General features: G+C 45.7%; 13 protein-coding genes. 8 read left to right on the top strand and 5 right to left on the bottom strand.

Features of this window, described 5'->3' with window-relative positions; all coding sequences use genetic code 11:
• Positions 1 to 139: 139 nt before the first annotated feature.
• From DN752_RS12445 to DN752_RS12430, 4 genes are all read left to right on the top strand, one after another.
• A complete protein-coding gene (locus DN752_RS12445) occupies positions 140 to 2086 on the top strand; it encodes a DUF294 nucleotidyltransferase-like domain-containing protein (RefSeq protein ID WP_112784248.1) in 1947 nt (648 codons plus the stop codon).
• A complete protein-coding gene (locus DN752_RS12440; RefSeq protein ID WP_245949203.1) occupies positions 2083 to 2757 on the top strand; it encodes a 3'-5' exonuclease in 675 nt (224 codons plus the stop codon). The genes DN752_RS12445 and DN752_RS12440 overlap by 4 nt, the downstream gene beginning before the upstream one ends.
• Positions 2758 to 3178: 421 nt before the next feature.
• Positions 3179 to 3274 carry a DUF4160 domain-containing protein gene (locus DN752_RS12435; RefSeq protein WP_245949201.1) on the top strand — a complete coding sequence of 32 codons (96 nt, stop codon included), beginning with the start codon at positions 3179 to 3181 and terminating at the stop codon, positions 3272 to 3274.
• 1 nt (position 3275) lies between these two features.
• A complete protein-coding gene (locus DN752_RS12430; protein WP_112784246.1) occupies positions 3276 to 3560 on the top strand; it encodes a DUF2442 domain-containing protein in 285 nt (94 codons plus the stop codon).
• A 3-nt stretch (positions 3561 to 3563) separates the two neighbouring features.
• On the opposite strand, the gene DN752_RS12425 is transcribed toward DN752_RS12430, so the two are convergent.
• The 5 genes from DN752_RS12425 to DN752_RS12405 all read right to left on the bottom strand — a co-directional run bounded on the left by DN752_RS12425 (position 3564) and on the right by DN752_RS12405 (position 10876).
• Complete coding sequence (locus DN752_RS12425) at positions 3564 to 4949, bottom strand: DUF4403 family protein (protein WP_112786528.1); 1386 nt, start codon at positions 4947 to 4949, stop codon at positions 3564 to 3566.
• A gap of 493 nt (positions 4950 to 5442) precedes the next feature.
• Positions 5443 to 7158, bottom strand: coding sequence for a hypothetical protein (locus tag DN752_RS12420; protein ID WP_112784245.1), 1716 nt, complete (start codon positions 7156 to 7158; stop codon positions 5443 to 5445).
• 27 nt (positions 7159 to 7185) lie between these two features.
• The gene (locus DN752_RS12415) at positions 7186 to 8679 is read right to left on the bottom strand and encodes a sodium:solute symporter (protein WP_112784244.1); all 1494 of its coding nucleotides are present in this window, start codon (positions 8677 to 8679) and stop codon (positions 7186 to 7188) included.
• 40 nt (positions 8680 to 8719) lie between these two features.
• Positions 8720 to 9646 carry a dihydrodipicolinate synthase family protein gene (locus DN752_RS12410; RefSeq protein ID WP_112784243.1) on the bottom strand — a complete coding sequence of 309 codons (927 nt, stop codon included), beginning with the start codon at positions 9644 to 9646 and terminating at the stop codon, positions 8720 to 8722.
• Between the two features lie 582 nt (positions 9647 to 10228).
• On the bottom strand, positions 10229 to 10876 hold the full coding sequence (locus DN752_RS12405) for a carboxypeptidase-like regulatory domain-containing protein (protein ID WP_112784242.1): 648 nt from the start codon (positions 10874 to 10876) through the stop codon (positions 10229 to 10231).
• 134 nt (positions 10877 to 11010) lie between these two features.
• Between DN752_RS12405 and DN752_RS12400 the strand changes: the two genes are divergently transcribed.
• From DN752_RS12400 to DN752_RS12385, 4 genes are all read left to right on the top strand, one after another.
• Entirely contained in the window at positions 11011 to 11391 is a 381-nt protein-coding gene (locus DN752_RS12400; RefSeq protein ID WP_112784241.1) for an ArsR/SmtB family transcription factor, read from the top strand.
• A gap of 15 nt (positions 11392 to 11406) precedes the next feature.
• Positions 11407 to 12102 carry a YjjG family noncanonical pyrimidine nucleotidase gene (locus tag DN752_RS12395; RefSeq protein ID WP_112784240.1) on the top strand — a complete coding sequence of 232 codons (696 nt, stop codon included), beginning with the start codon at positions 11407 to 11409 and terminating at the stop codon, positions 12100 to 12102.
• Between the two features lie 85 nt (positions 12103 to 12187).
• Positions 12188 to 13819 carry an L-glutamate gamma-semialdehyde dehydrogenase gene (pruA, locus tag DN752_RS12390; RefSeq protein ID WP_112784239.1) on the top strand — a complete coding sequence of 544 codons (1632 nt, stop codon included), beginning with the start codon at positions 12188 to 12190 and terminating at the stop codon, positions 13817 to 13819.
• A gap of 317 nt (positions 13820 to 14136) precedes the next feature.
• Positions 14137 to 15240: a DUF4221 family protein gene (locus DN752_RS12385; RefSeq protein WP_162633206.1), complete on the top strand. Its 1104-nt coding sequence runs from the start codon at positions 14137 to 14139 to the stop codon at positions 15238 to 15240.
• Positions 15241 to 15493 lie beyond the last annotated feature (253 nt).

The raw sequence follows: 15493 nt of genomic DNA, 5'->3' as shown, positions 1-15493 counted from the left end.
CGTTTCACTTTAGTTTTCGGCATAACCGTAGCGGTGCTACGCTAATGCCTCCAAACTAACTGATTTTCTTGCAATCTCAGCTCTCACTACAATTCCTAACGCATAATCCGGGTTAAATTCAGCCCTTTTCCAAATAACCATGTCCAATGTCATTGTCAATAGGGTAAAGGAATTTCTCCACCGATTCCCACCATTCAGTTTTCTTTCGGATGAATTGTTAACCGATGTCGCACGGGAGGTGGAGCTGATGTACTATACCAAAGGAGAATACATATTCAAAAAAGGCAACCCGGCCAGTCCCCACTTTTTTGTGCTGAAGGAAGGCTCCGTCTATCTCACAGAGGAAGATGCTGGAAAAATGGTGGTCAAAGATTATTGTGATGAAGGAGAGGTTTTTGGAGTACTGGCTTTGCTCGGTCGACGTCCTTACGTGCTCAACGGCTATGTGGCAGAAGACAGTCTGCTTTATGCTGTTCCAGTAGATGTTTTTGATAAGGTGCTGAAGGAGAACAGTGAGGTCAGCCTGTACTTTGCGGCGGGATTTGCGGCAGGACAGGTGGTCGTACGCACAGACCTGTCCCAGTCCCAAAAAGCCAGAAAGCTGCTCAAGGATGCCACTTCAGACCATGGCCTTTCCCTGTTTATGGAGAAAGGCAACCTGAATTTTCCCACAGAAGTACTCAGCTGTGACCACGGCACATCCATAGGAAAGGCTGCGCAACTGATGCAGGAGAAAGACGTGGGATCGATTGTGATTGTGGATAGTGATGGCTTCCCAACTGGAATTATTACCGATAAGGATATGCGTAACCGCGTGGTGGCCGCAGGAATTCCCTTCGAAGTGAAAGTGGAAGAGGTGATGACCAGCCCGGTGAGGACCGTGCACCATCAATCTGATTTCCCTACCATTTACCTGACCATGATCAAGAATCACCTGCATCATTTGATCCTAACGGAAGATGGTACAGACGGTAGCAAAATCACCGGTATCGTCTCGGATCATGACGTGTTCCTTTCGCATGGCAACAGTCCTGCGGTGCTCATTCATGGGCTCATGAATACTTGGGATGTGCAGGAAATGAAGGGCATCCGCGACCGTGCAGAGACCTTGTTGGGCTACTTCTTGGAAAATGAAGTGGCCATTGATTTTGTTGCGAGTATCTTGTCAGAGATCAATGATGTGATTATAAAAAGAGCCGTCCTACTGGCGAAAGAGAAGGTGGACAAGGATTATCCAGAAGAGTGCAAGGTCCCGTTTTGCTTCCTGTCACTGGGAAGTGAAGGCCGACAGGAGCAGTTACTGAGAACCGACTTGGACAATGCCCTGGTCTTTGGAGACGTAGAGAATGATAAATTGCCACGTACCAAAGCGTATTTTGAAGCACTGTCCCAAGAGGTCATCCAGACGTTGATTGCCTGTGGCTTTCATCCCTGTCCCAGTGAGGTGATGGCCAACAACCCTGAATGGTGCCAGCCACTTTCTGTGTGGAAGGACTATTTTAGCCATTGGGTAAACCTACCAGATGAGGTTTCCTTGATGAAAGCGACGATTTTCTTTGATTTTAGGGCCGTTTATGGTACTACGTCCCTAGCAGAAGAGATGACGCATCATATCTATCAAGTCATTGAAGAGCGTAAAACCTTTTTGGGATTTTTGGCAAAAAACGCTTTGCTCAATCCTCCTCCACTCGGGTTTTTCAAGAACTTCATCGTCGAAAAATCAGGAGAGCATAAGGATCAGTTTGATATTAAGCTGCGGGCAATGATGCCCTTGGCAGATGCGGCACGGCTGCTGATTCTTAGCCATAAGGTACTGGGCATCAACAATACCTTTGATCGTTTTGAGAAGCTCGCTACGCTGGAACCGCAGAATGCAGCGCTTTATGAAGAGGCGGCCAGTGCGTATGAGATATTTTTGCGACTGAGGGCTTTGGAGGGCATCGCCAGTGGCACATCCGGGCGGTACATCACACCACGGTCACTGGGCAAGCTGCAGCGGCAATTGCTCAAAAACGCCTTTGCACCCATCCATCAACTACAAGAAGTGCTGACCGTCCGATTTCAAACCGATTATATTCCCAAATGAGCTGGTGGCAAATTTTCAGAAAGCGGCCGATGAAGTCCGCAATGGTAAAGCATTATGAGGAGCATTTCACAAAGCCAATTTCAAAGAAATTGCCTATAAGTGAATTGACTTTTGTGGTAGTGGACACCGAGACTACTGGATTGGATCCAAAAAAAGACCATATTCTGGCCTTTGGGGGTATAAAAATCACGAACAACCGGATCTTGGTCCAGAGTTCACGGGAGCAATTTGTGCATTCGAAGAAAAAGAGCGCCTCCAGCATTAAAATCCACGAAATCGTCCAACCAAGGAACGCAGTTTCCCCAAGGGAGTTTGTAAGGGGATTTTTGCCTTATCTGGGAAGTGATATTCTGGTGGCCCATCATGCAGGCTTTGATCTAGCGATGATCGAAAAAATAGGCCGTCCCTTTGGTCTGAGAAAGCTTCATAACCCAGTAGTGGACACTGGCGATCTAGCGATGAGGCTGGAGCATGGGATCCATTACGACCCCTCTCGGATCAACCTGCGGGACTACAGCTTGGATAAACTCTGTGAACGCTACAAGATCCCTATCCACGACCGTCACATCGCTGCGGGAGATGCATTTCTGACCGCCCAACTGCTCATCAAACTGCTAAAAGAAGCCGAAAAGAAAGGAGTGGTTACTTACGGGGATTTGATGCGGTGGTAATAGTTCAGGGCGAAAAATGAGTGGATCTCGCTTGTCCACTGCACGAGCTAACTCATTTTCTTAGCGCCCCCATCAACTGTCCCAAAACCGAATGCTCCAAAGGACCAATAATGGACTAACAGCGAATACTTCATTTCTCCGAGGCTAAGTATTGCGTTACGGATACACATAAACTTATTAAACCATTCTCCCCACTTGGGCAGGTAGGTGCGGCGGTTTATTGGTCCTCTAAACCAATTGATGTCCTTGCTATTTCAGTATTTGCCGCGACAGGCTGCTGTTATTCCTTAATGTACAAACTGGGGTAAAGTGCCAGGGGCACGGATGATAGTTGCCCTACACGAAATTAATATTAAATGCATTTGCTCTGGGTAATAGCTGATGAATTTTGAATACGGGTATAAACTTCCTGTATTTTAGGATGCCCAAGATTTTCGAATATTTAGGTATTGTCGTATACTTCTATTCAAATGAGCACGAGCCAGTTTATGTCCACGCTACAAAACCGGGAAACTAAAATGAAAGTTCGAGAAGAATTTGTAGCCTATAGGACAATTTTTATAGGGATAGAAGCAGCAGAATATGTTGGACAATTTTGCATTAGGATTTTATTCAAAGACAAAACAGAAAAGACAGTTGATTTTAGGCCTTTTCTAAAGCATTCTACGCATCCGGAAATCCAAAAATACTTAGATGAAGATCATTTTAGAAGTTTTAAGGTTAAGGATGATAACCTTCAATGGGGTGACTACGAGATGATTTTTCCAATTTCGGATTTATATAAGGGCAAAATAGCGTTTTAACCCTTACTTCAACTTCACCTCCATTTCACCTTTGGAACGTAAATAGAGACGGATGTCTTTTTCGGTGGTATAAATGCCCTCTACGTCCAAGGCTGGCCTTTTCACCCTAAAAGAAGCATAATCCGTTTCGATATATCCTTGTTGCTGGAGCTCTAACCGGGCTGCTTGAATATACTCCCCAATTGGATAAACGGCGTACTTTTTCATTTCTTCCAGTACCGCCCCTTGCTTCATCCAGCTGGCACTGCTTGCCAAAATATTCTTGGTGTTCAGGTCAAAATCAATGTCCTCAAATACGATGGCCTCTCGCAAAGGATCATAGGTGGGCTTTCCTACCAAATAAATATTGCCGGTGATATCTTTCTTGTCATTTCGCGTGACTGTAAAGTCCACCTTTACCAAGGCTTTGTCCCCAAAGCTTTGCGTTTCAAATGCCTTGGGCGTTAAGACTGTTTTGCTGTCCATCCTAAACTGCTGTTGGGCGAGCATGTCGTTGAGGTACTTGTCCAGGTCTTGGTAAGGTATCGACAGTGGAAGCATGATGTCGATATAGTTTCGGCTGTCTTCGTTAAAATAAAGATTGGGAAGTGGGCTGGGGGAAATGTCCGGAGCACTTCCAATTTGGGTAAACACCTCACCTTCGATGCCAATGGTAAGCTTGAGCTTTTGGTCCGTGGTGAACTGCTCCCGGACTTTGATCTTGTGGGGAATCGTGTAGATGTACGCATCGATACCGTCCTGTTCGAATTTTACGGGTTTTCCATAGGCTTTCCACGTCTCTTCCATCATGCTTTTGAAGCTGATACGGCTGAGGTTTTCTCCTGTAAGCTGTTCGTCGAGCATTTTTTCTACATGCTCTTTTAGCATTGGGCCAAAGTCAATTTCATAACCCAGCAAATTGTATTTCAATGATCTGCCCCAGCTTTCGATGTTCACATGGGAGATGCCGATATCCCAATTCCGGCCGATGACAGGCTCGAAGCTCACCCGTGGTGCAAGCCCTTCGTCAAAGGGCACTGCTGTAGAGATACTCTGGCCAAAAATCTTCTTTTGGATATTGATTTGCCCTTTTAGCTGTAGTGGCAGGTTGATTTCCAGTTTGTTTTGGCCGAGGGAGGAAAGCGAAATATCACCTGTCCTATTCACATCCAAGTCCGCTAAAATGCCATTGCCCATGTTTAGCCCTTTTTCTGTATACAGTAATTCACTGAGCTCGCCGTTCAGGTTGCGCTCGATATAGTCCAAGGGGATTTCCAAGGGAACATTGACACGGGAAATAGCCTCGGGCAATACGGTTGGTTCTCCTGAAAATTTTGGCTTTTCAGGGTTGATGCTTTTACAGGAAACGATCAGCAAAATAAAGCTGAAGATGAGGAGATTACTTTTCATAATGAACTTTTCGGGCTTACAAGAATAACGAATCAAGATGAAAATCAAGATGCCAAGACCGAAGAATTACAAAAATCATGCGTTAAATTTTATTAATAGCAGCCCCTCCACTCCCTTCGGCTTCACTCAGGGTGCGGAGGCTTGGCTTAAGGGCGGCCAGCTGTGCTGAGGAAGTAGGTGCATTGCGTTTTTTAACTCAACTCCACACGCTGAGGTGGTTCCTTCAGGATATCTTTGGGGCAGAAAAAAACAAGCCACCAAGTCACCAAGACAATACGCTTTTTGGAAATAAATTACGGGTGCTGACTGCATTCCAAACCCCAACCACTCCCCTTTGCGCCTTCCCTTCTTTGTGGCTAATCCTCCGACCCTTCGGCTTCGCTCAGGGTACGGAAGGGTTGGCTCACAGGCGGACATTACTTGGATTCACAACCATAAAAAAGGCCTTGGAAATAATTCCAAGGCCAAAATGGTGAAATTTATATGTACACCATCAGTGTTTTCCTGCTTTGAGCTTTTTGGTAGCATCTTCACCGCCATTCAGTAAGTACAATAATGGCACTGGGCGGTCTGTTTCTTCTATAAATGCCGGTCGTTCTTGCCACGGAGCCACCGAAAGCACATTACAGAAGTCCATCCAAAACTGTAGCCTTGCCGGTGCTAGGTCCCAGGTCATGTGGAAGTGATTGGCTGGCGCGTATTGCTTGTATTCGGTCATGGATGCGTATTTGGGCACCACGAAAGTATGTGGCCAAGTTGGGTTGGCACCATCGCAGATTTTTTGGGCCAAGGTAACTGGAAGTGCTACTGTTTCCGCTTCATCCCAGATCATCGAAAACATGCCCGAAAGCGAGCTGTAAGCCAACCTGGCTGCAAGGCCTTTGATATTACCTGGTGAAATAAAGTGCACCGAATTACCCAAGTAATAGAAATAATCCACCGCTTTGGGGAAGGTGATTTTCTTCATGATTTCCTTTTCCTCGGTACCGGGAACAGCTGCCCAATTGAAAGAGGCGGAACCCGAGTTGACGCCGTCCACAAAGCCTTTTTGGAGCCAAGGTTCGTCGCCGTTTGGTTGGTAGCCATTTTGGGCAGCCAGTTCGGTGATATCTTCCTTGTCCCAGGCTTTTCTAAAGTCCATAAAAAGCGGAGGATGGCCACCTGACAGCCATGTCATAAACAGCTGCGTCAACAGCGCCTGCACATCAGCTTCCGTCGCAAAAGGTTGCACGGCTTTCGGCCCGTTGTGGTCAAAGGTACTGTTGAAAAGAGACTCCATGATGTCTGCTACGGGAAGTTGGATGCCGCGGTCATCAGATCCCCATTCCAGCTGGCTCATAAAGCCACCGCCTACGGCGTCTATTTCCCGCATCAGGTCTCTGACGATCAGGTACAGCGCGAGGCTTTGATCCAGCAGCTCGCTGTCTTTTTCTCCTTCCGGAAGTTCGATGCGGTCGCCAGCATGTTCTTCCAGCCAAGCTCGTAGTTTTTTCAGTTCTGTTTTGTCGTAAGATTCTTTTTTGAGCATATCCGCCAAGAGCTTCATATCCAGCCTGGTCACTTCTATGCCAAATTGGTTCCGGGTTTCCATGATGTGGGGAAGTGCCGTCTCCATGCCCATAGAGTCATGCCCAAAGACCACTACACGCTTTCCTTTGAGGCCTTGGAAGGTCACGGCAGCGTAGCACCAGTCCACCAGTGCTTGGAGCGTAGGAGCGCTCATTTGAGGGTTTTGCCCTTCATCGGGCCACTTGCCTACATTGATGTGTGTGAGTTTTCCGTACTGGGCAATGGCCCCCGACGTGGCATGGGTATAGACCACTCCTGGACGGGTGGCGCTATTTCCAGTGGTGAAATTGATAGGGATATCCTTTGGGAAATGGGAGAGCAGAGAAATGGTCGTCAACTGCGGGAATGACCAAGTGTCCGGCACGCATACAAGCACGCTGACACCTGCTTCTTTAAATTGGCGAGCCACTTGGTCCGCTTGGCTTTCAGCATCGATAAGCACATCGGAGTAGACGACTTCCGCGGCAGTTCCATCCGGAAGCGTGATCTTTCCGGCGAGGGACTCTGCGGTGTGCTTGATGATGTTGGTGCTACGTTCCCTGCTGGCTGCATCTATTCGCGGGTCACAAGGAGCAAACACGCCAATGACGGGTTTTCCGGTAGCGGGTTTGACGGATCTGGATAATAAGGTTGCTTTCATGTATGATGTTGGTTATTGGCTGTTTAGTTACTGAGGTGATCGGTGAAACACCTTAGACAGAAGAAATCCAGTCAGAAAGATGACCAAGGTACCGATCACGATGGTCAAGTTAGCGTGCATAGGGTTTCGGAAAGACAGCCAAGGGCCTTCGGTGATGAAGATGGGCGTGAGGCTCATCCAGGCAATGACAAGGATACCGATTACCACGCCAATGGCCGCTTCGGTTTGTTGGACATGTTTGGAGAAATAGCCCAAAAGGAACAAGCCCAGTACTCCGCCGCTAAACACGGAACTCAATGCCCACCACGCATCCAGTGCACTTTTTACCTCTGTCATGGCCAAGGAAACCACAATGCTAAGTGAGCCCATGACCACCGCTGCGATGGTCAGTACCCTGAAATTGTCCTTGCCAGTGGGGTTTCGATTCATGTATTTTTTGTAGTGGTCTGTTAAGATGACCGTAGCGGAGCTGTTTAGACTGGTGGAGATGGTGCTCATCCCAGCAGCAAAAATAGAGGCGATCAGTAGGCCGGTAAGCCCCTTTGGAAGGCCGTCTACAATGAAGAAGGGAAATATTTTGTCCGCGGCATCTTTGGCATGAAGTGCTTCGGGCAATAGGTCGGGATAGACTTGGTAATAGGCAAACAAGGCCGTTCCAATAAAGAAAAAGAGGAGTGATACCGGCACATAAAGACTACTCCCAAACCAAGTGGATTTGATGGCCTCTTTTTCGGTTTTGGCACTCATATAACGTTGCACGTAGTTTTGATCCACGCCAAAATTCTGGAGGTTGATAAATAATCCGTAAATCAAAATCACCCAAAATGTGGCCTCTGTCACACTAAGTCCATAGCTGCCAAGGCTGAATTTGTCATGCGTTTGACCAATTTCTATCACTTGCATGGGACCTTCCGGCATGGAAAAGAGAATGATCCCCAAACAGGTCAATGCACCAAGGATCAGCACGATCCCCTGAATGGCATCGGTCCAGATCACCGCCTCTATTCCTCCCATGGAAGCATAAATGATAACCGAAATTCCCGTGACGATGATAATGGTGGCAATATCCCAGCCGAGCAATGCGTTCATCGGCAAAGCCAGCAAGTAGAGGATCGTTCCCATCCTGGCCAGCTGTGTCAGCAAGTAGCAAATGGAAGCATAGGTCCTTGCCCAAGGGCCAAAACGTGTTTCCAAATAATAATAAGCCGACTCACTCTTCACGCCACGGTACAGTGGAACGAAAAACTTGACCGCTATCAGTGCTGCGATGGGAATGGAAAGACTAAAAACAAAGCTGTTCCAGTTGGTCAGATAGGCATTTCCCGGCAGGGCCAAAAAACTGATACTGCTCACAAAAGTCGCAAAGATCGACATACCTATGGCCCAAGAAGGCAATCGCCTACCGCCGACCATATAATCATCCGTTGTCCTTCCTTTTTTGAAGTAGAAGGATGCTCCAAAGAGCAGGATGCCCAGCATGTAAATCAAAAAAATGATCAGGTCAATAATGGGTAATTGCATGGTATGTTGGGTTAAGTGGTCGTCTTTCTAGGTGTTATGACTAAAGCTGCTGCTGAATTTCCTTTAATTGGGCAGCGAGAACCTCACGTTCTTTTTCCCGAAAGCGGTGCAGGGGCGATGCCATATAATCGCTGCAAATCCCAAGGAGACTCAAGGCGCCTTTGATGCCTTTCAGGTAGCTGGAGCCAAACTGTCCCAGCGAATACATTTTGGTAGATATTTGCATGACGATGCCGTGGAGCTTTTTCACCGTTTCCATGTCTCCTGACACGGCAGCTTCGAATAACTTCACATACAGCTCAGGGAACATATTGGCTCCGCCATTTACCCCACCGTGGGCACCCAACAGGACCGATTCGGCCATGATTTCTTCGGGTCCTACAAAAAGTGAAAAATCTGGTCGATCATTCATTTTGGTCATCACCTTGTTGAAGTAGGCGTTATTGGCAGAACTGTCCTTGAGGCCGACAATATTATCGTACTGACTGAGTGTTTTTACGGTAGCTGGCTCTATGATGATTTTGGTATGGGAAGGCATATTGTACAAGAACAATGGTAAGGATAGCCTCTCGGCCAAATACTCATAGTATTCGATCAATTCTGGCTGGCCCAAGCTAAAATAATAAGGGGGAGCGGCCACTACGGCGGCAGCTCCTGCATTCGCTGCTGTCTCGGCCAATCGCAAACTTTCCGTGGCGGCAGTATCGGTGATTCCCACCAGTACCGGTACCCGTCCATCCACTATTTCACAAGTACGCCTTACCAATTCATGTCGGATTTCATATGATAGACTGGTAGACTCTCCAGTAGTCCCCAAAATGAACAATCCATGAACACCTCCTGCGATGATGTGATGGATCAATCGCTCCAATCCAGGAACATCAAGTTGGTTTTCATCGACCAAAGGCGTGATCATTGGAGGCACGATACCCTTAAATGGGCGCGGTAAAGGTTGTATAGTTTTCATCAGTTAAAATACTGCTTTTGTGGGTTTAAGGCTATTGCAGAAGTTGGTTGCTTCTCTAGATTGCCCGCTAATAAAAGAACATGGTACAAACTTAGCCTTTACTGACAAATGACTATCCTGCACTTACGGGATTGAAAATGGGGCAAATGAAAAAATTGGAGGCATCCCTCCTGTTTAAACCCGAAATATGCATAAATCGGTTTTAACTCAGATTCTAAGACTTTGAGGAAGTAACGTAAAGTAGCCCACTTATTTGATAACCACATTAGGGGCATAATAGGGAAAATTCGGTAACCACTGTACCCCGTACTTTTAGATGTGATCTATAAATGTTCATCATGGGCGTAGCCCATGGCTAAGGATGTTACGCCCTTTCAGGGCTTTTTTTTACTACTTGGCTATTCCATTTAAAGAAAAAAAAATCAACGCAAATCTTAATCATCTGCACCATCAGCGTTCTATTAGAACGAGCCACTATCCCCCAATCTTTATGCTTGACCCTTATAAGACGATTAGGTAAGTTTTTACCTGTTGTATGCTTGTCGTTAAGGTCAAGTCATGTCCCAAAGTAAGCTAGGCTCATTAGTCCTTGCTCTTGAGATCACCTCTCTTGATGGATTTAATAAATTCTGCCCAAGCAAAAGGGTTAAGCAATGGGAAGGATCTCGGGCCATAGCGATCTTGGAGTTGCTGCATTTGGCCACTTTGGAAGGTGCGGAAGTTTTCATTGGCCGACGCAGGCATCTGTTCAGCCCAACGCAATAGCATTTGAGGGCTTAGGTTGCCACGGTCCAAGGGCATTTCCTCTACGTTCATGGCTAATACTGCTTGTTTGAATTCTTCCTCTGTGGGGTAGGGCATTACTTCTACTTCGCCAAGGGCAATTTCATCCTGCGCCATGGTAAGGATCAAGCTGACTTTATCTTCATTTACTTTAATGGGGACATTGAATACTTGGTTTTTTAGGCCTACAAAGCTAAATACCACGCTATCTCCTTCTGCTACGGGCATTGAGAAATAACCGAATTGGTTGGAACTGGTTCCCCTTCCTTTACGGGGTACATAGACGTTCACACCGGAAACAGCACTGGTACTGTCAGCATTAAGGATAATTCCTGACAGCTGTACCACTTTTCTTTCCTGTGTGTCCTGCGCCTGTGTATTTGTGCTTAGGAAGAAAACCAGTACAAAAGATAAAAAGAAACCAAGATATGTAAATGATATTTTCAAAATTACCCTTTTTTAAAAGAAACGATGGGAAGGTAAAATAGTTCGCTTTTTACCCCTGAATTCAACTGCTATTATAGGTTATTTTCACTGTATTTTCTTAATTTCAGGGAGGTTTCTTCGTTAAAAGTTATTAAATGCGACTCAAGAATATCAGTTTGAATTATGGGATGCGGGTTTTTAAGGCACTTTCCGAAGAGCCAAGGGTAAGGATCATCCACCTCCTGATCCAAAATAAAGAAATGTGTATTTCCGATCTGGAACATATTCTGGACTTTACCCAAACCAAAACAAGCCGGCACCTGGCCTATTTGAAAAATGCAGGGTTGGTGGGAAGTAAAAGGATCGATCAGTGGACATTTTATTATATTTTGGATGAAGCCGTCGATATCATCAACCAGATTTTTAAGTTTATCGAGAAGGATGTGAACCTTTTACGTGATCAGGAGATTTATGAGATACTGCGTTCCAATAGGGAACTGGCTATTAATAAAATTGAAAATCATCCGTATCGATAAAATCAACCAGACGTTTTGAAACAGTACAAACACCTTTTTTTTGACCTGGACCATACCTTGTGGGATTACGATCGTAATGTGCAGGAATCCCTATCCGAATTGTATGAGATATATGCTCTTGAGGGGCTAGGCGTGCCCACCAACCATGACTTCTACAACACTTTCCTTCAGGTAAACTACGGACTTTGGGAGCATTATAATGTAGGCACCATGGATAAGGCAACTCTCAGGAAAGAGCGCTTCAGGAGAATATTTGATGAATTTGGTGCACATGATGTGCCAGTACCCAAGGCCATGGAAGAGGATTTTATGAAACGAACCTCCTCGAAGCCGCACCTCTTTCGATATTCAAAAGAAATCCTTAATTATCTTCACCCCAAATATGAACTCCACATCATCACCAATGGCTTCGATGAAAGCCAAGCGCTGAAAATGACCTCTTCTGGCATTCAGTCGTTTTTTCAGCTGGTGGTCACATCAGAAACTACCGGACACAAGAAGCCCGATAAGCGGATTTTTGAATATGCCATGAACCAATTGGGCACTTCACCCGATGAATGCCTTATGATCGGTGACAATCTCATTTCGGACATCGAGGGTGCCAGAAATGCCTCCATCGATCAGGTGTTTTTTAACCCTTCCAAGCTAAACAATGAGCTAACGGCGACGTATACCATTAGTGATTTAGAGGAATTGAAAAAGATACTATAATCCCTCCAAAGGCCTACTTTGGCATGGTATTTTAGGCTATATTCCTATATTTGTTTCATACAGAATATATAAAACTCAATTCATTATGCTAAAAGGTTTTTTTAATGTTCCGGAACCAAAGAACGAACCGGTTTTTGATTATGCGCCAGGAACACCAGAGCGTGCTAAGCTGCAGGCAGCCCTTCAGGAGGCCCGCTCAAAGGAGATAGATGTTCCGATGTATATCGGGAGTGAAGAAGTAAGAACAGGAAATAAGGTACCACTGTCCCCTCCTCATGACCATCAACACCTACTTGGGCATTTTCATGAAGGTGACAAGTCTCACGTAGAACAGGCAGTCAATGCCGCTTTGGGAGCCAAGGAAGCTTGGGAAACCATGGAGTGGGAACAGCGAGCCGCAATTTTTCTGAAAGCCGCCGACCTGATCGCAGGTCCTTATCGATATAAAATAAACGCAGCCACCATGCTGGGCCAATCAAAGAATGCTTTCCAAGCTGAAATTGATTCTGCCTGCGAGATTGTGGATTTTCTGCGGTTCAATGTCAAATATATGACCGACATCTACAAGCAGCAGCCTCCTATTTCGGGAGATGGTGTTTGGAACAGGTTGGAACAGCGACCATTGGAAGGTTTTGTCTTTGCACTGACGCCATTTAACTTTACGGCCATTGCTGGAAACCTGCCTACGGCACCTGCCATGATGGGCAATACCGTCGTGTGGAAGCCTGCCTATACCCAGATTTACGCTGCCAACGTCTTGATGCAAGTGTTCAGGGAAGCTGGTGTGCCTGATGGCGTTATCAACCTGGTCTATGTAGATGGGCCTTCTGCTGGTGAGGTGATTTTTGAACATCCTGAGTTCGCAGGTATACACTTTACGGGATCCACTGCTGTATTCCAGACCATCTGGAAAACCATCGGCAACAATATTGAGAAATATAAATCGTACCCTAGAATAGTTGGGGAAACTGGCGGAAAAGACTTTGTGATCGCCCATAAGTCTGCCGATGCCAAGCAACTGGCCACTGGACTTGTGCGGGGAGCATTTGAGTTTCAAGGACAGAAATGTTCCGCTGCTTCCAGGGCATATGTTCCTTCTAATCTTTGGGAAGATGTCAAGAAATACATGCAAGAAGACTTGTCCACTATCAAAATGGGCGGACCTGAAGACTTCAGCAATTTCGTTAATGCCGTAATCGATGAAAAGTCTTTTGATAAAATTGCCAAATATATCGATAATGCCAAGAATGATGGACTGGAAGTCGTGGCCGGTGGCAATTATGACAAGTCAAAAGGCTATTTCGTAGAGCCGACCGTTCTCCTCGCCAAGGATCCAATGTACACCACCATGTGCGAAGAGATCTTCGGCCCTGTGCTGACCATTTACGTGTATCAGGAAGACCATTTCGAAGAAGCACTCGAACTAGTGGACAAGACTTCTCCGTATGGATTGACAGGGGCGATCTTCTCTCATGATCGTTATGCTGCGCAGTTAGCTACCCAAAAGCTCAGAAATGCCGCGGGTAACTTCTACATCAACGACAAACCAACTGGAGCGGTAGTCGGCCAGCAGCCATTTGGCGGCGCCAGAAAATCCGGCACCAACGATAAAGCTGGGGCGATGATCAATATGCTGCGCTGGGTATCTCCAAGAACCATCAAAGAAACTTTCGTCACACCGACGGATTATCGTTATCCATTCCAAGGAGAGGATTGAGGTAATTGGAAAATTATAAGATTGTAATAGTTAAAGATGGCCATCCGCCGTAGCGGATGGCTTTTTTTGTTTTTGGATGATTTTCAAAGCAGGAATGAATGCCGTTTAGTAAGCGAGTAGTTGATTTCACTGGTCGTTTTTGGTTTACAGTGTGCAACTATTTTTTTGGTAAATTCCGACGTGACTTTCACCTCGTAGTGCCGTAGGTAGTGAAAACGGGCGAGTTAGGGTTTGCAGTAAATAATACAGAACCTAAATTGACTTATGACTATATTTTTAGTAATTTTTACAAAATTATTGCCTTGTTCTACCTATTTATGAGATATTTCACCTGTTTTTTGCTTGCCAGTTTACTTTTCAGCTGCAATAATAACTCGAATGAAAAGCATGTATTTACGTCCGGCTCGCTGACGGATTTAGTAAGGGATACCTTATGGATTGAGAAAGATATAAACACACAGTGGCTGGGTACTGATTTTACTTATCTGGAAAAAGACGGAAAATCGGTGCTCGGCCAGTTTAATGGCCACAGACTTTTGCTATATGATGTTGAAACGGGCGATCTGTTATCTGCCCAATCTTTCAAGGAGGAAGGCCCCAATGGCATAGGCAGTTTTATTTCTGGCAGTTTGATCAGCCAAGACAGCATGCTGTTTCTATCCAGTGGAAAGCAGCTGATCGTGGCAGATCATGGGGGCAAGGTACTCACCAGGCACGATCTTCCTGCCCATGAAAATACTGTGAGAGGAAGCTCCCATTATGCTACTTTTGTCCATAATCCGATTTACCTAAAAGGGAATAACGTCACCGTTACTGATGTCCCCTTTGTGCTGAAAGCACCAATGTTGGAATATGAAGACTGGCTCTTGCAGTATAATATGCAGACTGGTGAGGAGCGTTACGTGCGATTTCCTTTTCCGGAAAAGTACGAGGGCTTTTTGGATGATTCGGAATTTTGTCATTATTCCCATGCGTATTCGGAAAGCAGAAAGGAACATTATATTTCATTTGCCGCGGATGATAAATTACTCTGCATCAAGGACGGAAAATCTTACTGGGTGGATGCGGGAAGTAATAAGACCATGGAGTTTTTGCGTGGAACAACAGAAAAAAGTGGTGAATACATCGTGTTTAACCCAAATCCCGAGTCCAGCCAATATGGAACCCTGCAGTACAGTCCCTGGCATCAGGTATTGGTAAGAGCAGCGAAATTATCGGTGGGTTCGGAACACAAGGTAGAAAACCGTAGCTTTATTGTATTGGATAAAAGCTTAACAAAAACCGCAGAGCTGGCATTTACATCAAATGAGTTCTCATCCCTCGGCTTTTTTACACCTCATGGCTTTTACCTGAAACTTGCCCAGCAGGAAAGTGATGACAAAATAGGCTATGCCAAGATTATTTTACCGGGAATGGAGTAGCCGTATTTCCGTCCTCTATCCTACTTGGTTATGACGAGGGCTGTGCCCCACCGACTGAGATATTTTGCCTTCTTTCTCCTGTAAGGTCTGTTATTCAGCTGCTTGAGTTAAATTCGGGATATGCATTAGCCTATCTATTACGGTCTGAAACTGCTTCAAAATCAGTCGCTACGCTGCTGTTTTCGATGTCATCACTACGGTGCTATGCCTCAACAGCCTTATTGTCTTGCACTTTCAAACCTTCACTCTATCG

It is taken from the genome of Echinicola strongylocentroti (assembly GCF_003260975.1).
In the GTDB taxonomy this organism is placed as follows: domain Bacteria; phylum Bacteroidota; class Bacteroidia; order Cytophagales; family Cyclobacteriaceae; genus Echinicola; species Echinicola strongylocentroti.
The sequence above is the reverse complement of the archived record's forward strand: the minus strand, read 5'-3'. Positions and strand labels throughout refer to the sequence as shown.

Coding starts and splice junctions, on each gene's coding strand:
- DN752_RS12385 (WP_162633206.1), top strand. CDS start 14,137: ATGAGATATTTCACCTGTTTTTTGCTTGCCAGTTTACTTTTCAGCTGC.
- DN752_RS12415 (WP_112784244.1), bottom strand. CDS start 8,679: ATGCAATTACCCATTATTGACCTGATCATTTTTTTGATTTACATGCTG.
- DN752_RS12440 (WP_245949203.1), top strand. CDS start 2,083: ATGAGCTGGTGGCAAATTTTCAGAAAGCGGCCGATGAAGTCCGCAATG.
- DN752_RS12445 (WP_112784248.1), top strand. CDS start 140: ATGTCCAATGTCATTGTCAATAGGGTAAAGGAATTTCTCCACCGATTC.
- pruA (WP_112784239.1), top strand. CDS start 12,188: ATGCTAAAAGGTTTTTTTAATGTTCCGGAACCAAAGAACGAACCGGTT.
- DN752_RS12435 (WP_245949201.1), top strand. CDS start 3,179: ATGCCCAAGATTTTCGAATATTTAGGTATTGTCGTATACTTCTATTCA.
- DN752_RS12410 (WP_112784243.1), bottom strand. CDS start 9,646: ATGAAAACTATACAACCTTTACCGCGCCCATTTAAGGGTATCGTGCCT.
- DN752_RS12430 (WP_112784246.1), top strand. CDS start 3,276: ATGAAAGTTCGAGAAGAATTTGTAGCCTATAGGACAATTTTTATAGGG.
- DN752_RS12400 (WP_112784241.1), top strand. CDS start 11,011: ATGCGACTCAAGAATATCAGTTTGAATTATGGGATGCGGGTTTTTAAG.
- DN752_RS12425 (WP_112786528.1), bottom strand. CDS start 4,949: ATGAAAAGTAATCTCCTCATCTTCAGCTTTATTTTGCTGATCGTTTCC.
- DN752_RS12420 (WP_112784245.1), bottom strand. CDS start 7,158: ATGAAAGCAACCTTATTATCCAGATCCGTCAAACCCGCTACCGGAAAA.